We start from the raw sequence: 21,763 nt of genomic DNA, 5'->3' as shown, positions 1-21,763 counted from the left end.
AACGCCTCTCTGATGGTGAGTTATACTTTACTTTGCCTGCACCCGCTGCAATTCTTCTTTAAAGCCGCCGCTCAGGATCGGGAAGCGCAGCCAGCTGCGTGGGTCCACGTTGTAATCATCCAGGTGGAAGGCCGGTGCGTAGCGCTCACGTTTCCATTGGTTGCGGCTCCAGAGGCTGTAAAACTTCGTAATCCATGCCTTCAGCAACTCCGGCGTGGCCACTTGCTGCTCCAGCAGGATGCTGTATACCTCTTCCGGCGAGTAACGGTCGTGAAAGGCCAGCCGCTCTATCTGGTTCAGCACCTCGTAGGGCATCAGGTCCTTTTCATCGGTTTGCGCCTGCTCCAGCGGCCGCAGTTCCGCGCTTGGCTGCAGGTTGTTCACGTATTGCAAGCCTGTGTAGCCTAGCTCCTGCTGCACCCACAGCAGCAACTGCCGGATAAAAGCCTTATCAATGCCTGCAATCGGGGAGATACTGCCGGCAGTGTCGCCATCCATGGTGGCATAGCCCACAGAGGCCTCACTGCGGTTGGAGGTAGCCAGCAGCAGCGCATACTTAATGTTTGCCAGCATCCAGATAGCCGGGGCGCGCACGCGGGCCTGTATGTTTTGCAGCGTTACGTCGTCGTGCTGCCAGGTGAGCGCGCGCCCAAGGGCATGCTCAATTTTGGAAGTATAGCCCCGCACCTCTTCGTCAATCGTCCAGTTGTAGAAGGTGGCCCCGATGGAGTCGGCCAGTTCTTTTGCCGAAGTATAGGTATCGTCAGAGGAGTTTATGGTGCCTTGGTAGGCGCAAGTCAATATCTTGCCCACCATGACCTTTTGCGCCTCCGCCTGCGGCAGCTGCCGCCACTGCGCCTTCTCTTCTCCCGAAAACAGCAGCGCTTTTTCCATAAATGCCTCCACGCCAATGCTTTCCACACCGCGGCGCACCATCTCTGCCACGGCCACCGCGCACAGCGAGGAATCCGCGCCGCCGCTCAAAGACAGCACAAAGCCACGGCTGCGGCTCTTGCGCATGTAGTCGAACAGGGCCAGGCTCAGCGCAGCCATCACCTCTTTGTTCTCGTCTATCGGGGGCAGGTACTCTATCACTTCCGCAATCTCCGGCTTCTCCGAGAAACATACTTCGGCGCACTCCATGTCCACATCCTTAAAGCACAGCAGCTCATTTCTGCGGATCAGTTTCCCGTTCTGCGCAATCAGCACCTCGCCATCGTAGATCATCTTGCCCGCCTCGTTGCCCAGCAGGTTGGCATACATGTAGGCGCACTGGTACTTTTTAGATGCGTCTACTACCAATCTATAGCGCACATCGGTTTTGCTCAGGGCAAAGTGGCTGGCGCTTGGGTTAAGTATAAGTTGCACGCCTTTGGGCATGTGCCGCTCAGCAGGGCGGTTTGGCCGCCACGCATCCTCGCAAATCTCAAAGGCATACTTTACGCCCTGCTCCTCATAAATAATATCACCAATTTTATACTTCTGCCCCAGCATCTCAAACTCCTGCACCTCGTTGGCGGGCCAGGGCGTAAACCAACGCGGCTCGTAATGCACCCCATCGTTGGCCAGAAACTGCTTGGCCGTAAAACCGATTATCTCTTTATTCTTGATGACGCAGGCCGTGTTATACACGCTCTTGTTCAGAAAAACAGGCAACCCGACAGCCACCGTGATGCCGTCGCACCACTCCTTTACCTGCAGCAGGTGCTCAAAAGCCTCCTCCGATAGCCAGGGGCTCAGGAACATATCCTCGCAGCCGTAGCCGGTGATGCAAAGCTCTGGCAGAAGTAAAATGTGCGTATTGTTCTTTTTTGCCTCCGAAATGGCAGTCTGGATGTTCTGCAGGTTACCGGCCCAATCCATAGGCGTCTGGTTCAGGGCGGCCGCTGCCAACTGTAGTCTCGTCTCTTTCATAGTGGTTTATAACGCATGTATGCAGAGGCAAGTTAGTTCATCTAGCTAATTGTTCAATTGCTGCATTGTTAAATTGTTGCGGGAGGCTAGCTGTGGCCCCAGAATTGTCAGGTATACATACTTCCTAAAAGCTGCAACTAAGTATAATTACATGCCGCTATTGGCTCGCAAAGGTATAAACCAAAAAAGGCCGTAAAGTATACTTCACAGCCAAAAGCGGATACTATATTACAAGTCTCTAGGTAATCTTCAGGAAGTCGAGCCCCTTCTCGGCGGCAGCCTGATCTGCTTTTTTCTTGGAGAGGCCTACGCCGATGGCAATCGGCTTGTCATCAATGTATACTTCGGAGGTGAACTCAGTGGTGTTGCCCTGCTGCTTCCGCTTGATGATGTCGAAACGTATCTCCAGGTTCTGGCTCTGCGCCCACTCTATTAGCTTGCTTTTGAAGTTGGCCGTGGTATTTACCAGTTGGTGCAGGTCCACGTGCGGCTTTACCAGCTTGCCAAGGATGAAATGGCGGGTGGTGTTATAGCCTTTGTCCAGGTAAATAGCGCCCACCAGTGCCTCCAGCGCGTTGCCGTTCACCGATTTGTGCCGCATGCTGTGGTTCGAGCTATCCACCTTCACCAGCAGGTTTAACCCAATCTTCAGGGCAATGTGGTTCAGCGACTCCCGGTTCACGATGCGTGAGCGTATTTCGGTCAGGAAGCCTTCGTCTTCGTAGGGAAATTTCTTGAACAGCAGTTCAGCTACCACGGCACCCAGCACCGCATCTCCCAGAAACTCCAGGCGCTCATTGGTCTCGTGCTTGCCGGCAGCGGTCTGCCGGGCAAAGGACGTGTGCGTCAGGGCGAGCTTGTACAGTCGCAGGTTATCCGGGGTACTGCCAATAATGCCAGCGATGGCGCGTACTAAGACTTTGTCTTTATTAAATATACGGTGGTAAGCGCGCCGAACTGGTTTAAAAGGCCCAAACACTAATCGTTCAATTGACGGAATATAACAGAGGTATTGTGGCCACCAAACCCAAAGGTATTGCTCAGGGCAACCTTCACCTCCCGCTCCTGCGCCTTGTTAAACGTAAAGTTCAGGCGGTTGTCGATGTTCTCATCATCGGTGAAGTGGTTAATGGTTGGCGGCACGATGTTGTTGCGCACAGCCATGATAGAAGCGATGGCTTCTATGGCACCGGCGGCACCCAGCAGGTGGCCTGTCATAGACTTGGTAGAGCTGATGTTCAGCTTGTAAGCGTGCTCTCCAAACACAGACTCAATCGCTTTCACCTCGCTGATGTCGCCAAGCGGCGTGGAGGTACCGTGTACGTTGATGTAGTCTACTTCCTCCGGCTTGATATTGGCGTCGCGCAGCACGTTTTTCATCACGTTCAGGGCGCCAAGGCCTTCCGGATGCGGGGCCGTCATGTGGTAAGCGTCGGCAGACATGCCGCCGCCTATAATTTCGGCGTAGATTTTAGCGCCACGCGCTTTGGCGTGCTCATACTCTTCCAGAATAAGAGCGCCGGCACCCTCGCCCAGCACAAAACCGTCGCGGTCAGCGTCGAACGGGCGGGAAGCGGTCTCCGGAGAGTCGTTGCGCTCTGAAAGGGCTTTCAGGGCGTTAAAGCCTCCGATACCAGCCTCTGTTACGGCAGCCTCAGAACCGCCCGTCACGATCGCATCGGCCATACCCAGGCGGATATAGTTAAACGAGTCGATGATGGCGTTTGTAGCGGACGCGCACGCAGAAACGGTAACGAAGTTAGGCCCGCGGAAGCCATACTTCATGGAGATGTGGCCGGCACTGATGTCGGCGATCATCTTCGGGATAAAGAAAGGGTTAAAACGGGGCGTGCCGTCGCCATGGGCAAAGTTCACGCACTCTTCCTGGAAGGTACGAAGCCCTCCAATGCCAGAGCCCCATATTACCCCAATACGGTCAGGGCTATACCCTCCTTCAGTTAAGTTTGCATCGGTAACGGCTTCTTCGGCAGCCACCATGGCAAATTGGGAGAAGAGGTCCATCTTGCGGGCCTCTTTTCTCTCAAAGTATTTTTCCGGATCGTACCCTTTTACTTCGCAGGCAAACTGCGTTTTAAACTTACTCGCATCAAAGCGCGTGATAGGTGCAGCGCCACTCACGCCATTGATCAGACCGTTCCAATATTCCGAAACGGTATTTCCAAGTGGCGTGAGTGCGCCTAGCCCAGTAACTACGACTCTCTTAAGCTCCATAAGCTGTTAGTAGAGGGATAGATAGTAGAATTTCTTGATAAACTAAAGGAAGGGGTATATTACTTCGCGTGCTCTTCCAGGTAGCTAACAGCTTGACCTACAGTAGAAATGTTTTCAGCCTGATCATCTGGAATAGACACGTTGAACTCTTTCTCGAATTCCATGATAAGCTCAACTGTATCCAGTGAATCAGCGCCCAGGTCATTTGTGAAGCTAGCCTCAGGAGTAACCTCTGACTCTTCAACACCAAGCTTATCGATGATGATAGCTTTTACTTTTTCTGCGATTTCTGACATTTTTCTTATAGTTAATTAAAACACTGTGCAAAGAAATAGCTTTTAACAGACAATGTCAAAAAAAATTACTCTATTCGCAGCATAACAAAAGTTTTATACCTTACGCTCCGAATTACAGGCAGAGGTTCTTATTTTAGCATTTCGATCTGAAACATGAAAACGCACCGCCTGCAAATAGAGTACGACTATAGCTTTGACGTTTATGGCTTGGTTACGTCTGTTAAAGATTATAAGTTAGCCTGGGCGCTCAATCGGCTGCTGGACCTGCGCCTTTCGCGGCAGCGGGACCTTTGCTACGACCTGGCAGGCCGGGACCGCCTGCTGATCGCTAATTTCCAGCACATCAGCGAGCATAGCGAGGTGCGGCTCTTCCGCAACAGAGCACTTGGCAGCCCAACGCTAAAGAAACCTTTTTTGCTGCCAGACATTAAAGAATATGATTACGTGCTGCAGATAACCGGGGCTTTGCAGCAGCTACACCCGCACGAACTCAGCAGGAAACTGCTGCAGTCGCCGCTGGTGCAGTACGTAAAACAGTTTGACCCGCTCACATTAAAATTTAAGGAGAACCTGATTTTCTAAGTATGGATATTATTTTTAACAAGACCAAAGTTCTGGCCACTGTAGGGCCAGCCTCTGACTCCTATGAGCGCCTGCTGGCCCTCGTGCAGGAGGGTGTGAATGCATTCCGTCTCAACTTCTCGCATGGTGCCTACGAGGCGCACAAGAAGGTAATAGACAACGTGCGCGAGATTAACCGCCAACACAACACCAACATCTGCCTGGTGCAGGACCTCCAGGGTCCGAAAATAAGGCTGGGCGAGGTGGAGAACGGCAGCGTAGAGATTGTAGAGGGACAACGCATTAAACTGGTTTGCGACGGCTCTGTCAGCACCGCCGACAGGCTTTCCACCATTTACACCGGTCTGGCTAAAGATGTGAAAGCGGGTGACTCTATTCTGCTGGACGACGGTAAGCTGGAGCTTAAAGTGATCTCTACGGACAGGGAACTGGAGGTGGAGACAGAAGTGATCTACGGCGGCATCGTGAAGCCCCGCAAAGGCATCAACCTGCCGCACTCCAAGGTGTCCGCCCCATCGCTTACCGAGAAAGACGTTGAAGACCTGCACTTTGGCCTGGACAACGACGTGGAGTGGGTAGCCCTCTCGTTTGTACGCAAAGTTGAGGACATCCACGAGATTAAGCGCATTATAAAAGAGCGCGGCAAAGACACCCGCGTGATCGCTAAGATAGAGAAGCCGGAGGCCATCGAGAATATTGACGAGATCATTGCAGCCACAGACGCTATTATGGTGGCCCGCGGCGACCTGGGCGTGGAAGTGGGCATGGAGCGTGTGCCGATGATCCAGAAGATGCTGGTTGAGAAGTGCAACCAGGCAGCCAAGCCGGTTATTGTGGCCACGCAGATGATGGAGAGCATGATCGTGAACCCGCGCCCTACCCGCGCCGAGACAAACGACGTAGCCAACGCGGTGCTGGACGGTGCTCACTGCCTGATGCTGAGCGCTGAGACGGCTGTTGGCGCCTACCCCGTGGAAACGATCCGCTCCATGACGCTTACCATCCGCATGGTGGAGGAGCACGCCAATGTATTTCACAGAACGTTCCAGCCAAACCCGGACTCCGAAACGTTCCTGAGCGACAGCCTGGTAGCCAATGCCTGCAGCCTGGCCCGCGATACCAACGCCAAAGCCATCATCGGCATGACCAAGTCGGGTTACACAGCGTTTCAGCTGGCCAAGTACCGCCCACAAGCTGACATCTTCATCTTTACCGGAAACCACCGCCTGCTGAACACCCTGAACCTGGTGTGGGGCGTGCGCGGCTTCTACTATGATAAGTTAGTGTCTACGGACCAAACGATCAACGACATCAAGCAGACCCTGCTGGATGGCGCTTACCTGAAGAAAGGCGATGTGTTCATCAACACGGCCAGCATGCCTATAAACGAGCAGAAGCGTACCAACATGATCAAACTAAGCGTGGCCTAACCACTTTTAGTCCACTAAATTTAAAAGCGCCTGGAGCCGAAGCTCCAGGCGCTTTTCTTGCTGCTGGTTTATAGCAATATCGATTGAATAATGCGTATGGATTGGAAACACAGTTTACCAACAGCCTAGAACCCACCCCTAACCCCTCCGAGGAGGGGAATCTGCCTATAGATTTGTAAAAGATACTGCGCACGAACTAATTGACATGGGTATTATACTTGCGCAGGGTGCACGAGGCGACCCAGAGGCCTCCCCCGCAATTTATACTTTAAAAACAGGCACAAACACAAAAGCCCTGCACATGGTAGTGCAGGGCTCCCGTAAATATAGTTCCGCTAAAAACTAGGCAGCGATGGTGTTAACAAACTTAGCCAGTTTAGACTTGTTGTTAGCCGCTTTGTTTTTGTGGATGATGTTTTTCTTAGCCAAACGGTCAATCATAGAAGAAACCGTCTTATACAGTTCCTGCGCCTCGGCCTTGTCAGTTGTGGTTTTCAGCTTCTTGATGAAAGTACGAGTAGTTTTCGCCTGGTATCTGTTACGAAGACGTTTAGCGTTGTTCGCTCTGATTCTCTTAAGTGCCGACTTGTGGTTAGCCATGTTATTCTATAGTATTAAATCTTCTGATGCTTTTTCTGAATGAGTTTGCAAAGGTAAACCCTTTGCAACTAATTTCCAAAACACTGCAGGCAAAAAATTACACCCGGGTTTAACTACAAAGGTAATGATTTCAGTGGGTTTACCTAACAATCGGGCAAAGTATGGGCGCACCAAAAGCTCCAAAAATAAAAAAGCCGCTGCAGATCTAACTGCAGCGGCTTTTCAGCTTTAAAGCCTCAAGCTTATTCGTTATCCTTCTTCACGTCTACATCAACGTCTACATCGTCAATATCGCCCAGGCGCTCCTGCACCTTGTTCTCAAACTCGTTCCACTCTGCCTTCGTGTTCTCCCAAGCCTGGCGGGTTTCATCATCCCAGTCAGCAGACTCGGCCTCCATCTCGGCTTCGCGACGCTTATACTCGGCGCGCATCTCACGGTACTCATCGGCTGTCACGGTTTCAGCACGCTCGGTATTGGTGTTTACCCACGCCTCAAAGTCGTTGTAAGAGTTGTCCATCTCGTTGTTCATCTCATCGTTAGCCTCGTTCATCTCTGCCTGGGCCTCGTTTACCTCTTCGTTCGTCTCATTCTGCGCCTCCTGGTTACAGGCAAACATAAACGTGCCCAATGCAAGCGCTAAACCTATCGTTTTAATTTTTGATCCAATTTCCATAGTTCTAATGTTATTGTTAGTTTAGCCTCTTATACGGGCTAAAATACAATATTGATATATACCCTGCCCCTAATGGCCCTTTTTCCTGATTTTATCGTATTTATAAATAACCAAGTATAAGTTCTTTACCGCTATGCCACTTCTATCATCCAAGCATAGGGCGCCTTTTTACTTGTTTAACGGGCACCTGCAGACCATCATCCCCAGCCTTTTCAGGCAAGTGGAAGGTGTGCTGTACGAGCGGGAGCGTCTTTTCACCCCCGATGATGACTTTATAGATATAGACTGGTCGCGGGTAGGCTCCGACTCGCTGCTGGTGCTCTCGCACGGACTGGAGGGCGACACGGGCAGGCCATACATAACGGGCATGGTAAAGGCCTTTAACGCGGAGGGCGTGGACGCGCTGGCCTGGAACTACCGCAGCTGCAGCGGCGAGCCCAACAAGCTGCTCCGCTCCTATCATCTTGGCGCCACTGATGACCTGGATTTCGTGCTGCGTCACGCCTTGGCGACAGGGTTGTATAAAAATGTGTACCTGGTGGGCTTTAGCGCCGGCGGCAACATCACCCTTAAATACCTGGGTGAGGACCCGCAACTGGTGCCGGTGCAGGTAAAGCGCGCGGTAGCTTTCTCTACACCCGTAGACTTGAAGGGCTCTGCACAGAAGATTTCCCGCATTTACACGCAGCGCTTCCTAAAAACTCTAGGCGAGAAGCTGGAGCAGAAGCGCCAGATGTTCCCCGACGAGTTGGACCTGACGGACTACAGTGTGTCCTGGAGCTTCCCTGAGTTTGACGACCGCTTTACCGCCCCTATCCATGGCTTTAAAAATGCGGAGGAATACTACACCCGCGTCAGCTCCAGGCAGTTTCTGGAAAGTATACAGGTGCCAACGCTACTGGTAAACGCCGAGAACGACCCCTTCCTTTCCAAGGAGTGCTACCCTGTGCAGGAGGCGGAGAAAAACCCATACTTTTACATGGAGATGCCCGAGGAAGGCGGGCACGTTGGCTTTGCCGAGGACTTCAGGAAAGACCGCTACTACTCCGAAGAGCGGGCGCTGCGGTTTATTCTGGAGGGGAAGTGATTTTAATTGTTGATTGCTTCCTATTGATTGTTATAGATCGAATTAGCCAGGCTTACTTCAGTAGCCTATTCTAGCGTAAGCTGTAAGTCCTAGAGCAATTCGGGGCGCCTTTTATACTTTAGCCGAACCTTCTGCCTTCGCTGGCGCCCCGAAGGCTTTCGGGGTGCCTTTATACTTCGTAGCCGCTGCTTCCCACAACTAGGCTTTCCTTACTAGCTACCGTTCCTCCTTAGTTTTACTAGCTCATAGTTTCATTTCAAGCTTTGGTGCCCTCAAGGCCGGGAGGTCTCGCCTTGGGGTAGGGGCCCTCGATAAAAGGAGAGACTTGACGCGGGGTAAGTTTCCCCTCCTCTGGACTATCGAGAACGGGAGTTCGAAGGTAGCGAGCGTAGCTCTAAGGGGTGGGATTATACTTCTGCTGTAAACTCACCCGCAGATCCCGAATCTATTTCGGGAGAAAGGCAGTTGGCCCCGCCGCTGCAAGATTACATCCTCAAATTAATTAGGTAAACACCTAAAACACCTTACTTCCTCAGCGGCACGTATACCACCTTCTTCGTCTCAAAGAAATCTTCGTTAAAATAATCTTGCAGGTCAAAGGTTTTAGTGATGAGGCCGGACTCCGCCAGCTCTTCCTGCAGGTCACCGCCTTTCAGATAGTACAGCCCTTCCTGCTCCAGCCCCGTCTTCTTGAAGCTGTTCATCACCCAGGGCCAAAAATTAGCCAGGCGGGTAACGGCGCGGCTCACAACGAAATCATACTTGTCGCGCACCTGCTCGGCGCGAGTATGGCTGGCCGTCACGTTCTGCAGGTGCAGCTCGCGGGCAATCTCGTTTACCACGTGTATCTTCTTGCCAATGGAGTCCACCAGGTGGAACTTCACCTCCGGGAACATCACCGCCAATGGCAAACCCGGCAAACCGCCTCCAGTGCCCACGTCCATCACCGAAGTATGCTCCGGAAAAGCTACCACCTTGGCAATGCCCAGCGAGTGCAGGATGTGGTGCAGGCCGATCTGGTCCATGTCCTTGCGCGAGATCACGTTTATTTTCTGGTTCCACTCCTGGTACAGCTCGCCCATGTGCTCATACTTCTGCAACTGGTCTTCGGTAAGCTCCGGAAAGTAACCGGAAAGCAGGGTACGGATGGCGGTCATATGATCTTATTTCTAATTTTGAATGATTAACGATGCATGGGCTACTTGGCCACAAAGTATAAAACAGCCGCAACTATGGCTACCACAACAACTACGGCCAGGGCCATCAGCAGGTCGAAGAGCAGCACCAGGCCGGCGTTGCGGTAGCGCCCCTCATACTTTACCCGTAGCTCGCGCTGCACCTTTTCGGGGTGGCGCAAACGCCAGTGCAGGTATAGCTTGCCCATCTTTTCCAGCAGCCTGTCGCCCGAAGTCGCTTTCATCTGAAGTATAACGTATGCAGTGCAAAAGTATAAAATAAGTACGGGATGTGCCGCAAAAGAACGAAGCCCCTGCTGCTTACGGGCAACAGGGGCTTCTAACGTAATCAATATATTAACCTTAATTTAATCACTTGTTTATTGTTAGTTGCTGATTGTTGGGCTGCAAACTCACGAAGCTGCGGTTCCCCATCTTGACTATTTAACAATCAACTATCCAACATTTAAATGAGGTGCTTCTTGTTCTTCACCATGTCATAGAGCAGCTCGCGGGCGCGGTGCAGCTGTGCTTTTACCGTGCCGAGCGGGGCGTTCAGCTCCGTGGCGATCTCCTCGTAGCTTAGCTCGTTAAAGTAGCGCAGCGTAACCAGGCGCTGGTACTTCTCGGGCAGTTTGGCCACCACGTACTGCATGATCTCGATCTTCTGGTTCTTGATCGCCTCCTCCTGCGGGTTCAGGTTCTTGTCCTTAAAGTCGATCGTGATCTCGTCGCCATTGTCGATTTTAATGGCCGAGTCGATCGACATGGTCTTGATCCTGTTCTTGCGGATAAAGTCGATGCAGTTGTTGGTGGCGATACGGAACAGCCAGGTACTAAAAGCGTACTCGGGGTTAAACTTGTGCAGGTTTTTAAATGCCTTGGCAAAAGCCTCTATTGTCAGGTCCTCCGCGTCGTCGGCGTTGCGCACCATTTTAAGCACCACGTGGTACACAGGCTTCTTGTAGATGCTCATGAGCTCGGCATAGGCCTTCTCATCGTTCTCTTCTACCGCTGCCTGAATTAATTTAAAGTCGTGCTTTGCTTTCGCAGAGAATTGTTTGTTTACTTCCATCTGATTTTTTTATACAGTACCACGGATATCCCAAGGAACAAGTAGTTTACAAAGTAAACCAGGTCCAGCACGGGCATCAGCAGCAAGGATATCTTTTCGTCGAGCCTGCGGGCGGCCGCCAGATACACCGGAAAGACCGTTAGGTAACGAACGCCTGCAAGCGCTCCTAATATAGCGAAATGGCTATTTAGAACAAGAAGAATAAAGAAAAGTATGTAAAAAAGTACATTCGCTCCTACAAAAGCCCCAATCCTTCTTCTGTCTGCTGCCCTATAGCGCCCCCCGACTGATAAATGCCTTCTTTTCTGAACGACCCACTCCCGAAACGTCTTTTTGGGAATGCTGGCAGTCTGCGCCTCCTTGTCGATAACAATACTAACTTCACTATTGTTGGCGGCATCGCGGACAAAAAGATCATCGTCGCCGCCTGTTAACTTGATATGAGATGCAAACCCTTTGTTTTTAAAGAAACAACTCTTGGTGTAAGATAAGTTTCGGCCAACGCCCATATACGCGCGACCCGCGTTTGCTTGAGACAAATACTGAATTCCGGTCAGTAAGGTTTCATAGCGGATAAGGTGATTTAGAAATCCTTTTAATTGTGCATACGGAGAATAACCTAGTACCACTTCTGCCCCGTTTTTATAGCCTGCCTGCATTTTCTTTATCCAGATGGGGCTGCAGGGGCGGCAGTCGGCATCGGTAAAAAGCAGGTGCTCATACTTAGCCGCGCGTATGCCCAGCGCCAGCGCATACTTCTTCGGGTTCAGGTACTCGGGCGTCTTTTTTACGGTTACTACCCTAAAGTTCGGGTACTGCCGCTCCAGCTCAAACGTGTAAAACTCCGTGTCGTCATCAGAGCGGTCGTTTACCAGCACCACCTCAAACTCTGGGTAGTCCTGGTCCAGCAGCTGGGGCAGCAGCTCAAACAGGTTGTCCTGCTCGTTATGCGCGGCCACAATCACCGACACCGGCCTAGGCACGTCAGGCTCCGGGTCCTGGTGCTTGCTCAGGGGCAGAAATCTAAAAAAAGAGAAGTATAACTGCACCAGCACACAAAGCGCCAGTGCACCAAGGAGTATAAGTGTTACCAAATTTAATTACTGATTGTTGGGTGGCTCAATACCGCAAAGCATTCCCGCACCCGGTTTCCCTTTCAAAATTAGGCAAACTACAGCCATTAAGGAAGCATGTGCGGCTTTTAAAGTATGATAATATTCGGCTTTGCGCTAGAAATGCTGCCAGCCCAGTTTAAGCATGCACAAATTGCACCGCAAAGTATGATTTTTAGCCTTACGCTGCCCGAAGGCTATGGTTTGTGCGGGCGTAGTTCGTATCTTTGCCGGTTAAGTATAGATTCTACAGAACTAAAAGAAACAGAAGCTCTTAAAGGGCGGGCCGGCATTTGGTGTTGTTTTTGCAAGATGATGCGCCGGCAACCATACAACCATGCAGTTTAACCTAGTAGCCACAGACCCACAGTCCAAAGCCCGCGCCGGGGTGGTGCAAACCGACCACGGTGCCATCGAAACGCCCATCTTTATGCCCGTGGGCACGGCCGGCACCGTAAAGGCAGTGCACCAGCGCGAGCTGAAAGAAGACGTAAAAGCCGAGATCATACTTGGCAATACCTACCATTTGTACCTGCGCCCGGGCCTGGAGGTGCTGGAGCAGGCAGGCGGCCTGCACAAGTTCAACGGCTGGGACCGGCCCATACTGACCGACAGCGGCGGCTACCAGGTTTTCTCGCTGGCCGGCACGCGCAAGATCAAGGAGGAGGGCGTAAAGTTCAAGTCGCACATCGACGGCTCCACGCTTAACTTCACTCCGGAGAACGTGATGGACACGCAGCGCATTATTGGCGCCGACATCATCATGGCCTTCGACGAGTGCACCCCCTACCCTTGCGACCACACTTACGCCAAGCACTCCATGGAGCGCACGCACCGCTGGCTGCAGCGCTGCGTAGACCGCTTCGATAGCACCGAGCCAAAGTATGGCTACAGCCAAACGCTCTTCCCGATCGTGCAGGGCAGCACCTACAAAGACCTTCGCATACAGTCGGCGGAGACCATCGCCAGCTTCGGCCGCGAGGGCAACGCCATCGGCGGCCTCTCGGTAGGCGAGCCGGCGGAGATGATGTATGAGATGACCGACATCGTGTGCGACATCCTGCCCAAGGACAAGCCGCGTTACCTGATGGGCGTGGGCACGCCAGCCAATATTCTGGAAAACATCGCCTTGGGTGTGGATATGTTCGACTGCGTGCTGCCGACGCGCAATGCCCGCAACGGCATGCTGTTCACCACGCAGGGCATCATCAACATCAAAAACAAGAAGTGGGCCGATGACTTCAGCCCGATAGACGCGGAACTGGGCGGCTACGTGAGCACTTTTTATACCAAGGCCTACCTACGCCACCTCATCCACAGCGGCGAGTACCTGGCCGGCCAGATTGCCAGCGTGCATAACCTCACGTTTTTCCTGTGGCTGGTAAAGCAGGCCCGCCAGCACATCCTCAACGGAACTTTCCGCGACTGGAAAGATGTGATGGTAAAGAAATTGATGACACGTTTGTAGAGTCAGAGAGTTGTGGAGTTTGGGAGTTAGAGAGTTAAATTCTCTGTAGGTTCCAACTCTTAAACTCTTTAACTCCTAAACTCTTAAACTAACTCAAGTTGAAGCTCCTCGACAAGTACATACTTAAGAAATTCCTGAGCGCCTACGTGTTCACGGTGCTGATCCTGGTGGCCGTTATTCTGGTGATTGACTTCACGGAGAAGAACGACGACTTCATCAAGACAAACCCAAGCGTGCACGAGATCATATTCGATTATTTTCTCAACCTGGTGCCTTTTTACGCCAACATGCTTAGCCCGATCACGGTGTTTATCGCCACGGTTTTCGTTACGGCCAAGCTGGCCTCGCATACCGAGATTGTAGCCATCCTGAGCAGCGGCGTTAGCTTCCGGCGGTTTCTGGTGCCTTACATCATGGGCTCCTCGCTTATCGGGGCTATGATCTTTGTGCTGATCGGGTGGGTAAACCCCCTGGCGAACAAGGAGCGGGTGGCTTTTGAGGTAAAGTATATCAAGAGCCCCTTCACCTACGACAGCCGCAACATCCACATCAAGATCGGGCCGGAGACTTATGTGTACATGGAGAGCTACAACAACTCGGCACACATAGGCTACAACTTTGCCCTGGAGAAAATAACAGACACGGACCTAAGCCAGAAGCTGAGCGCCAGCAGCATCTCCTGGGACGATGAGAAAGAGAAGTGGCACATCAACCAGTACACGCTACGCACCTTCGACGGCGAAAAGGAAACTATTTACAAGGGCGCTAACCTGGATACCACGCTTAACCTGTGGCCAAAGGACTTTGAGAGCACCTACAAGTTGGAGCAGACCCTGACGCTGCCGCAGCTCAACGATTATATCAAAGAGAAGGTATCGCGCGGCGCCGATGACATCGAGATTTACCTGATAGAGAAGTATGAGCGCTTCAGCTACCCGTTTGCCATCGTTATACTTACCGTGATCGGCGTGATCGTGAGCGCCCGCAAGGCGCGCGGTGGCGTGGGCTTCCAGATCGCGCTGGGCTTTTTGCTGGCCTTCATCTTTATCATTTTCGTGATCACGAGCCGGAGCCTGGCACAGGTGGGCGATATTGCGCCCCAGATTGCCGCCTGGATTCCGACCATCGTATTTACAGGCATAGGTTTTTTATTGTACCGTTACGTACCGCGCTAGATGCCACGTTTCAAAGACTTTCTGGAGCTCCACTTCGTTATTTTCCTGTGGGGATTTACGGCCATACTTGGCAAACTCATCACCATTCCGGCAGTGGAACTGGTGGCGCTGCGCACTCTTATTACAGCGCTGGCCCTGGCCGCCATTGTGTACCGCCGCGGCGCACCGCTCTGGATGGGCCGTAAAATAGCCCTGCAACTCGTGCTGATCGGTTTTGTGATTGCAGCGCACTGGATCCTGTTCTTTGCGGCGGCCCGGGTGGCATCAGTGTCTATCACCTTGGTGGGCCTGGCTACCTGCAGCCTCTGGACAGCCTTTCTGGAGCCTCTCTTTAACAAGGGTAAAATTAAGCCACACGAGATTTTCCTGGCCCTGCTCGTGATCATGGGCCTGTACATCATCTTCCAGCACGAAACCAGCTTCGACAGCGTGCTGGGCATCAGCATGGCCATTGGGGCGGCGCTGCTCGGCTCCATCTTCACCATCCTGAACGCCAACCTGGTAAAGAAGATACCCTCCACTACCATCACCATGTACGAGATGGCCGGCGCCTGCCTGGGCACGGTGCTGTTCTTTCCGGTTTATACTGCTTACCTGGCAGAGGGCGGCAGCCTGAACTTTGCCCTTACAAGTATGGATTGGGTGTACCTGCTGGTGCTGGCGCTGGCTTGTACCGTGTATGCCTACACTGCCTCTGTGCGCCTGATGCAGCGCATCTCGGCCTATACTGTAAACCTGACCGTGAACCTGGAGCCGGTGTATGGCATTGTGCTGGCCTGGTTTATCTTTAATGAGGGCGAGCAGATGTCGCGCGGTTTTTACGTGGGGGCCGCCGTTATCCTGCTCAGCGTGTTTATTTACCCCGTGCTGGAAACGCTGGACAAACGCCGCAGAAAACGCCTACAGCAGCCCCTGCCAGACAGCGTAGTGAGCGGGAAAGACTAAGCCAGCGGGCGCTTCTTTAAAAATGCCGTACACCGCCGAGCCTGAGCCCGTCATGGAGGCATAGGCGGCACCTGACCCATATAGCTTTTCCTTTAGCTGCGGCAGCTCCGGGTACTTCGGAAAAAGGGCCTCCTCAAAATCATTCTTCAGCACCTCGCGCCATACTTCCACGTCCTGTTTCAGCAGCATGGGCATGTCGCAGGTTGCTTTTTGAGGCTTTATACTTCCGTAGGCCTCGGCGGTGGTAATATGGAGGCCCGGGTACACCACCACACAAGTATAACCGCTCAGGTTCAGGTCGATCTGCTCGAACACGTCGCCGCGCTCCGTAGCGATAACCGGCTTGTTCTGCACAAAAAAAGCGCAGTCAGAGCCCAGTTGGCGGGCATAACTTTCCAACGTATCGGCAGGCAGGTTCAGCTCAAACAACTGGCTTAAAAGGCGAAGCGTGAAAGAGGCATCCGAAGAGCCTCCGCCCAGGCCGGCGCCCATGGGTATCACCTTGTGCAGGTGCAGGTGCACCGGCGGCAGGTTGTAGTCCTGCTGCAGCAGGTTGTACGCCTTTAGGCACAGGTTTGAGTCCGGGTTGCCCGGCACCGGCAGACCGGTCATGCCAAACTGCAGTTTCTCTGCTGGCACCACCTCCAGCGCATCGCACCAGCGCACCGGGTAAAAGCACGACTGCAGGTTATGAAAGCCGTCTGGCCGCTTTTCGGTAATGTACAGGCCCAGGTTTATTTTGGCGTTCGGGAAGTCTAGCATCGTCTGACAGGTTGCGTTTAAAGGTTGCAATCTATGAATTTACGCTGAAAAGGCTGCAGCAGCGCCGGCCTTTCTGAAAAAGTATAGGACAAAACTGTTATTCTTTGTAGAAAACCTGTATATTAATCCACAGGAACACAGTGCCTTTTAGAGCTTGTTTAAATTTCGTTTTTGTAAGCGAAAATTGTTCAAGATGGGTTCTGGCGAAGTGTTTTTTGAGCCGCATAGCAGCGCTACGTGGCGAGAAAAATCAGGAAGCCGGGTTCCGTTTTGAGCGATTTTCAGCACAAAGGATGAACTTTAAACATGCTCTTAGAAGCAGAGGCAGCCTAAAAAGCGGCTGTTCCGTATGATAGCATCTGAATCCGGGGACCTGCAGCCACAGCGCCCCCACCTCACCAACACGAATATGATTTACAGGCCTGGACGTATCTTCCTTTCGGTGCCGCACATGGGCGGGCACGAGAAAAACTATGCTTTAAAAGCGATTGAGGATAATTGGGTAACCACCGCCGGCCCTAACCTGGCTGGCTTTGAACACGACATCTGCCAGCACACCAACGCCCGCCACGCCGTGGCCCTTAGCTCCGGCACCGCCGCGCTGCACCTGGCCCTGCAGGTGGTAGGCGTAAAACCCGGCGACGAGGTGCTGTGCTCTACCTTTACCTTTGTGGCCTCTGCCAACCCCATTTTATACTTAGGCGCGACTCCTGTGTTTGTGGAGAGTGAGCCGGAAACCTGGAACATGAGCCCCGAGGCCCTGCACGAGGCCATTACCGACCGCCTGCGCCTGGGCAAGCGCCCCGCAGCCATTATGCTGGTGCACCTCTACGGCATGCCTGCCAAAATGAAGGAGATCATGAACATTGCGGAGGAGCATGGCATACCGGTAGTGGAGGACGCCGCCGAAGCCCTGGGCTCGCGCTACAGTGGCCATCAGGTGGGTACCTTTGGGCGTGTGGGCGTTTTCTCCTTCAACGGCAACAAGATCATCACGACCTCCGGGGGCGGCGCGCTTATTTCGGAGGAGGAGCAGCTGGTGGAGCAGGCGCGGTTCCTGTCTACGCAGGCCAAAGACCCGGCCCCCTACTATCAGCACTCCCAAATGGGCTATAACTACCGCATGAGCAACATCAGCGCCGGCATTGGGCGCGGCCAAATGGAGGTGCTGGAGAAGCGCATGAAGCAGCGCCGCGACATATTTCAGGTTTACAGGCAGCAGCTGGGGCATATCGAGGGGCTGGAGTTTGTGGCTGAGCCGAAAGCCTGCTTCGCGAACCGCTGGCTTACCACCGTGCTGCTGCCCGATCCGCACACGCCGGAAAGTATACGCCTGGCCCTGGAGGAGGAAAACATCGAAACGCGCGCGCTCTGGAAGCCCATGCACCTGCAGCCGCTTTTCGAGCACCACCCTTACGTGGGCAACAACCTCAGCGGAAGGCTCTTTGAACGGGGCCTCTGCCTACCCAGCGGCAGCAGCCTGACAGAGGAAGACCTGGATAAAGTAGTGAAGCACCTGAAGCGACTGCTGGAGCCGAGCTAAGGCTGGCGCTGCAGGGCAAAGGCTTTGGGATTATAGCCTGTCCACTTCCGAAACGCTTTCCTGAACGCGCTGCAATCGCTGTAGCCGAGCATACCCGCCACTTCCGATACGTTGTAGCGGTTTGCCTGTATGAGCCGCTGCGCCACCTGTTTTTTCTGCGCCTCCACCTCCTTCTGAAAGCTGGTGCCCTGCTGGCTCAGCCTCCGCTGCAGCGACCGCACCGAAAGGCAAAGCGCATCGGCCACAGGCACAATCGTGCAGGGGCCGTTCTCCCGGATCCGTTCCTGCAGTTCTCTTCGCAGTACCTCTATAAAACTGGTGACATCATAATTTGGCTGCAGCATATCATCCAGTAGTTTTTTGGCCAGGCTATACATGGCGGCGCTGTAGCCCGCTAAAGGCCTCCTAACCTCATGTGGCTTAAAATGGATGCTGCAGACATCGGTACCAAACTTTAGCGGGCATTTCAGGCGCGACTCATACTGCCAGGGCTGGGGCGGTTTAGGGAAGCTTATCGTTACCAGCTGCGGGCTTACCGGCTGCTTCAGCTGCGCCGAGGCAAAGTGCAGGGCTGCCGCCAGATTGAGCTCCACCACCTGCCTGCACGATACTGGGTACATTTCCTGCCAGTCCGGCTCCGGCTGCAGTTCCAGCACAACACAGCCATTCCTCTCACTCAGCCTAAACATGATGGAGTGGGAAAAGCACCGGTGGTACTGGCAAAGCCCTTCAAAAGCGACCTCCAGGGTCGGGCTGACTTGCATCAGCCAGCCCACTATATCCCAGAGCGGCACGCTGGCTTTCTGCCCGCACACTAGCCCTACGCACTCCTCCCCCGCCTGCCGCTGCGCCGCCTTCAGTAGCTGCTCTGCCGTTTCAGGCGCGAGCTGGCCCGAAGGCATATGCAGGACCTCCGGCTTCAGGCGCGCCACTTTCAGTAACTTCCGCAGTTCTTCTTCTGTTTTGCAGACGCTGAACAACACCTCCCGTACCCAACCGCTGTAGATAGTATACCTGTTCATCTGGCATCAACCTCCTCTTTTTTCTCATGGATTAACCCCCACACATGTTGCCAAAAAAGTTACTTTGCTAAGTATTATTTTACTTATTTATGTACCAAACGAGCGCTGTGTTAACTATGAAAAAACTTATCCTTACCATCTTTTCGTTGTCGGTGCTGGTGTTTTCCGGCTGCGTAGACGACGATGACTTTGACATGACGACCACCAGGTATGGCCAGCGGGTTAGCTTTGGCGGCGGCTATGCGCAAAGTTACGCCGAAGTATCGGGCAGCAGGCTTATCTCGCTGGGTATTGCCATATCGGAGGATGCCATGAAGTCGTTGCCAAACGAAATGCAGGATGTTATTTTACCGCTGCCGGCTTCGGTGCCTGCCATGCCAACCAAACTAATTATGCTGGACTACATGCCGGAGGGGCATGAGCCGCCAGGCATTTATGATGTGCCGCACTTCGACTTCCACTTTTATAAGATCACCAACCAGGAACGGCTGGCGATTCTGCCGGAGAATACAGAAGAGTTCAACAATTTTCCGGACCCTGCCTACCTGCCTGCAGGATACGTGCCAGCCGGAGCCGTGCCTTTTATGGGCATGCATTGGGTAGACAGCGCCAGCCCCGAGCTACACGGGCAGCCTTTTACGCACACCTTCATCTATGGGTCTTATGATGGAAAGGTAACGTTTTATGAGCCTATGGTTGCCTTGAGCTTCTTTACGGAGAATGTGGATATGACGGCCCCTATTAAACAGCCGCAGCGCTGGGACCCGCCGGGAGTATACCCCAACTTTTACAGCATCTACCACGACACTGACAAAAACCTGTACAAGGTAGAGCTAAGTGGCTTTAGGAAACGCTAAAAGGCATTGGAGGCAGGGGCTACAAGTGGTTGTGTAGCCTCTGCAGCCAATATTTTATACTTGTGCCAGCGCCGTTTCCAGCTCTGCTATCAGCTCCTCAGGCTCCTCTATCCCCACCGAAAACCGGATAACGCCCACCGTTATGCCCAGCTTTTGCTGCTGCTGCGCCGTAAGGGAGCGGTGGGAAGTACCCAGCGGGTGGGAAATAGAAGTGTTCACGCCTGCCAAAGACGGGGCGAATGGTATACTTGGCAGCGCCCGCATAAAGCGGTTCACAGCCTCTGTCTCGTCTTTTATCCGAAAGCTGAGCATGCCGCCGAACAGCCCCTGCCCTTGCTGCTTTGCCAGTTCGTGCTGCGGGTGCTCCTCCAGGCCCGGATACCATACTTTCTCCACCTTCGGGTGCTGCTGCAGGTACTGGGCTAGTTGCAGGGCATTGCTGCTGTGCTGCTTCATGCGCAGGCGCAGCGTCTTCAGGCCGCGCGCTGCCAGCCAGCCTTCAAAAGGGCTTAGGTTGAGGCCATACACCATCATGACCTTCTGCACCCGCTGCAGCTCCTCCTGCTCCCTGCAAACCACCACGCCAGCCGTCACGTCGCTGTGCCCGGAAAGGTACTTTGTCACGCTGTGGATCACGATGTCGGCACCCAACGTGAGCGGCTTGGTAAGTATAGGCGAGGCAAAGGTATTGTCGATGACGAGCTTTATACTTTGGCGCTTTGTTTCCTGCGCCAGCCTGGCTATGTCGAGCACCTGCAGCAGCGGGTTGCTCATGGTTTCGGCCAGCAGCAGGCGAGTGTTGGGCTGCACGTGGTTATCCAAAGTATACATCTCCGCCGAAGGCACAAACGCCACCTCCATGCCTATGCGCGTCAGCTCCTGCGCCAGCAGCGTAGACGAGCCGCCGTATATCTCCTCGGCACACAGCACATGGTCGCCGGCCTTGCAAACAGTAAGTATAGCCGCCAGTATCGCCGACATGCCCGAGGAGGTAACCACTGCCCCTGCCCCGTTTTCCAGCTTGTTCACTTCCTGCGCCAGCTCATCGGAGTTGGGGTTGCCGTAGCGGGTATACATATAGCTCTGGCCGGGCTGCCCAAAGTATAGCTCCAGCTCGTTCAGGTCATCAAAGGTAAATACAGAAGTCTGGTAGATCGGCGTGGTTTTCGGGTGGATGTTCGGCATGATGCAAAAGTATAAGTATGGCTAAAAGTAAGGAGGAATTCTTATATTGTAAAGATTGAGTGGGAGGTCTTGGTTTTATATCGAACCTTGATGGGGTTTTAATACAGAAAAAGTGAGTGATTCAAAAAATATTTGCCTGTCTTGTGGTTTCTGCTGCGACGGCACCGTGATCGGGTTTGTGCAGATCGGTCGTGAGGAGTTGCCTGTACTGAAAGAATTAATTGAAATAGAGAATACAAATGGTGAGGGCGTTTTTCTTCAACCCTGTACCAACTATAATTTTTGTGAAGGCTGCAGTATTTACTCCAGGAGACCAAAACAGTGCGCCAACTTCAAGTGCGGTCTTTTAATATCCCAGGAACAAGAGGAATTGGATTTTGATTCGGCTATTGAAATAATCGAGGTGGTTAAGCAAAAAAAGCTTGCCCTGGAAAAGAAGCTAGCGATGCTACCGCTAGAACTAAAATCTAAGTCTTTTTACTTTAAAATGGCCGAATTGAAAAACATGCTTCAGAAAAACAAGCTTGAGTCATCATTCACGCAAAGCCAACAAGATTTAATGGCGGACCTTGAGGAGCTCAACAGTCTGCTGTCAAATAAATTTGGAGTCTCAATATTTTAGAAGTGAA

Annotated in this window: 23 protein-coding genes; 10 read left to right on the top strand and 13 right to left on the bottom strand. The window is 52.9% G+C overall.

Annotated elements, in window-relative coordinates:
• Window positions 1–27: 27 nt before the first annotated feature.
• From nadE to FJM65_RS20085, 4 genes are all read right to left on the bottom strand, one after another.
• Window positions 28–1,914, bottom strand: coding sequence for an NAD(+) synthase (gene nadE, locus FJM65_RS20100; RefSeq protein ID WP_140623966.1), 1,887 nt, complete (start codon window positions 1,912–1,914; stop codon window positions 28–30).
• 238 nt (window positions 1,915–2,152) lie between these two features.
• Window positions 2,153–2,893, bottom strand: coding sequence for a ribonuclease III (gene rnc / locus FJM65_RS20095; protein WP_140623963.1), 741 nt, complete (start codon window positions 2,891–2,893; stop codon window positions 2,153–2,155).
• Entirely contained in the window at window positions 2,893–4,146 is a 1,254-nt protein-coding gene (fabF, locus tag FJM65_RS20090; RefSeq protein WP_140623961.1) for a beta-ketoacyl-ACP synthase II, read from the bottom strand. Before fabF ends, rnc begins: the two co-directional genes overlap by 1 nt.
• A gap of 59 nt (window positions 4,147–4,205) precedes the next feature.
• A complete protein-coding gene (locus FJM65_RS20085) occupies window positions 4,206–4,442 on the bottom strand; it encodes an acyl carrier protein (protein WP_025609494.1) in 237 nt (78 codons plus the stop codon).
• 153 nt (window positions 4,443–4,595) lie between these two features.
• Between FJM65_RS20085 and FJM65_RS20080 the strand changes: the two genes are divergently transcribed.
• A complete protein-coding gene (locus FJM65_RS20080; protein WP_140623959.1) occupies window positions 4,596–5,024 on the top strand; it encodes an IPExxxVDY family protein in 429 nt (142 codons plus the stop codon).
• Between the two features lie 2 nt (window positions 5,025–5,026).
• Window positions 5,027–6,454, top strand: a complete 1,428-nt coding sequence (gene pyk, locus FJM65_RS20075; protein ID WP_140623957.1) for a pyruvate kinase — start codon at window positions 5,027–5,029, stop codon at window positions 6,452–6,454.
• Window positions 6,455–6,796: 342 nt separating this feature from the next.
• Here pyk and rpsT read toward each other — a convergent pair whose 3' ends face one another.
• Together rpsT and FJM65_RS20065 are read right to left on the bottom strand one after the other, a co-directional pair.
• Window positions 6,797–7,054, bottom strand: a complete 258-nt coding sequence (gene rpsT, locus FJM65_RS20070) for a 30S ribosomal protein S20 (RefSeq protein WP_140623955.1) — start codon at window positions 7,052–7,054, stop codon at window positions 6,797–6,799.
• 242 nt (window positions 7,055–7,296) lie between these two features.
• Window positions 7,297–7,728: a hypothetical protein gene (locus FJM65_RS20065; protein WP_140623953.1), complete on the bottom strand. Its 432-nt coding sequence runs from the start codon at window positions 7,726–7,728 to the stop codon at window positions 7,297–7,299.
• A 133-nt stretch (window positions 7,729–7,861) separates the two neighbouring features.
• Between FJM65_RS20065 and FJM65_RS20060 the strand changes: the two genes are divergently transcribed.
• The gene (locus tag FJM65_RS20060; RefSeq protein ID WP_140623951.1) at window positions 7,862–8,815 is read left to right on the top strand and encodes a YheT family hydrolase; all 954 of its coding nucleotides are present in this window, start codon (window positions 7,862–7,864) and stop codon (window positions 8,813–8,815) included.
• Window positions 8,816–9,339: 524 nt separating this feature from the next.
• On the opposite strand, the gene rsmG is transcribed toward FJM65_RS20060, so the two are convergent.
• From rsmG to FJM65_RS20040, 4 genes are all read right to left on the bottom strand, one after another.
• Window positions 9,340–9,972, bottom strand: a complete 633-nt coding sequence (gene rsmG, locus FJM65_RS20055) for a 16S rRNA (guanine(527)-N(7))-methyltransferase RsmG (RefSeq protein WP_140623949.1) — start codon at window positions 9,970–9,972, stop codon at window positions 9,340–9,342.
• Window positions 9,973–10,013: 41 nt separating this feature from the next.
• Complete coding sequence (locus FJM65_RS20050) at window positions 10,014–10,235, bottom strand: hypothetical protein (protein WP_140623947.1); 222 nt, start codon at window positions 10,233–10,235, stop codon at window positions 10,014–10,016.
• A gap of 221 nt (window positions 10,236–10,456) precedes the next feature.
• On the bottom strand, window positions 10,457–11,065 hold the full coding sequence (locus tag FJM65_RS20045) for an RNA polymerase sigma factor (RefSeq protein WP_025609480.1): 609 nt from the start codon (window positions 11,063–11,065) through the stop codon (window positions 10,457–10,459).
• Entirely contained in the window at window positions 11,056–12,159 is a 1,104-nt protein-coding gene (locus FJM65_RS20040) for a glycosyltransferase (protein WP_140623945.1), read from the bottom strand. Before FJM65_RS20040 ends, FJM65_RS20045 begins: the two co-directional genes overlap by 10 nt.
• A 114-nt stretch (window positions 12,160–12,273) precedes the next feature.
• Between FJM65_RS20040 and FJM65_RS20035 the strand changes: the two genes are divergently transcribed.
• The 4 genes from FJM65_RS20035 to FJM65_RS20020 all read left to right on the top strand — a co-directional run bounded on the left by FJM65_RS20035 (window position 12,274) and on the right by FJM65_RS20020 (window position 15,765).
• Window positions 12,274–12,525 (top strand): hypothetical protein, encoded by a 252-nt coding sequence (locus FJM65_RS20035; RefSeq protein ID WP_140623943.1) that lies wholly within the window; start codon window positions 12,274–12,276, stop codon window positions 12,523–12,525.
• Window positions 12,515–13,645, top strand: a complete 1,131-nt coding sequence (gene tgt, locus FJM65_RS20030; RefSeq protein WP_140623941.1) for a tRNA guanosine(34) transglycosylase Tgt — start codon at window positions 12,515–12,517, stop codon at window positions 13,643–13,645. Before FJM65_RS20035 ends, tgt begins: the two co-directional genes overlap by 11 nt.
• A 98-nt stretch (window positions 13,646–13,743) precedes the next feature.
• Window positions 13,744–14,820, top strand: coding sequence for an LptF/LptG family permease (locus FJM65_RS20025; RefSeq protein ID WP_140623939.1), 1,077 nt, complete (start codon window positions 13,744–13,746; stop codon window positions 14,818–14,820).
• On the top strand, window positions 14,821–15,765 hold the full coding sequence (locus FJM65_RS20020) for a DMT family transporter (RefSeq protein ID WP_140623937.1): 945 nt from the start codon (window positions 14,821–14,823) through the stop codon (window positions 15,763–15,765).
• Here the strand turns inward: FJM65_RS20020 and ispE are convergent.
• A complete protein-coding gene (gene ispE / locus FJM65_RS20015; protein WP_140623935.1) occupies window positions 15,721–16,527 on the bottom strand; it encodes a 4-(cytidine 5'-diphospho)-2-C-methyl-D-erythritol kinase in 807 nt (268 codons plus the stop codon). The two genes, FJM65_RS20020 and ispE, sit on opposite strands and share 45 nt — an antisense overlap.
• A gap of 349 nt (window positions 16,528–16,876) precedes the next feature.
• Between ispE and FJM65_RS20010 the strand changes: the two genes are divergently transcribed.
• Complete coding sequence (locus FJM65_RS20010) at window positions 16,877–18,070, top strand: DegT/DnrJ/EryC1/StrS family aminotransferase (RefSeq protein ID WP_317131349.1); 1,194 nt, start codon at window positions 16,877–16,879, stop codon at window positions 18,068–18,070.
• Here the strand turns inward: FJM65_RS20010 and FJM65_RS20005 are convergent.
• Window positions 18,067–19,092 carry an AraC family transcriptional regulator gene (locus tag FJM65_RS20005; RefSeq protein WP_140623933.1) on the bottom strand — a complete coding sequence of 342 codons (1,026 nt, stop codon included), beginning with the start codon at window positions 19,090–19,092 and terminating at the stop codon, window positions 18,067–18,069. The two genes, FJM65_RS20010 and FJM65_RS20005, sit on opposite strands and share 4 nt — an antisense overlap.
• Window positions 19,093–19,208: 116 nt before the next feature.
• Here FJM65_RS20005 and FJM65_RS20000 point away from each other — a divergent pair, with 116 nt between their 5' ends.
• Complete coding sequence (locus FJM65_RS20000) at window positions 19,209–19,949, top strand: hypothetical protein (protein WP_140623931.1); 741 nt, start codon at window positions 19,209–19,211, stop codon at window positions 19,947–19,949.
• A 54-nt stretch (window positions 19,950–20,003) separates the two neighbouring features.
• Here the strand turns inward: FJM65_RS20000 and FJM65_RS19995 are convergent, their stop codons facing one another.
• Window positions 20,004–21,134, bottom strand: a complete 1,131-nt coding sequence (locus tag FJM65_RS19995; protein ID WP_140623929.1) for a trans-sulfuration enzyme family protein — start codon at window positions 21,132–21,134, stop codon at window positions 20,004–20,006.
• Window positions 21,135–21,246: 112 nt separating this feature from the next.
• Between FJM65_RS19995 and FJM65_RS19990 the strand changes: the two genes are divergently transcribed.
• The gene (locus FJM65_RS19990; RefSeq protein WP_140623927.1) at window positions 21,247–21,756 is read left to right on the top strand and encodes a YkgJ family cysteine cluster protein; all 510 of its coding nucleotides are present in this window, start codon (window positions 21,247–21,249) and stop codon (window positions 21,754–21,756) included.
• Window positions 21,757–21,763: the final 7 nt, after the last annotated feature.

The organism is Pontibacter mangrovi (assembly GCF_006385705.1).
GTDB classification, from domain to species: Bacteria; Bacteroidota; Bacteroidia; order Cytophagales; family Hymenobacteraceae; genus Pontibacter; species Pontibacter mangrovi.
Note: the sequence above shows the minus strand (reverse complement) of the source record. Positions and strands in the feature narration are given on the sequence as shown.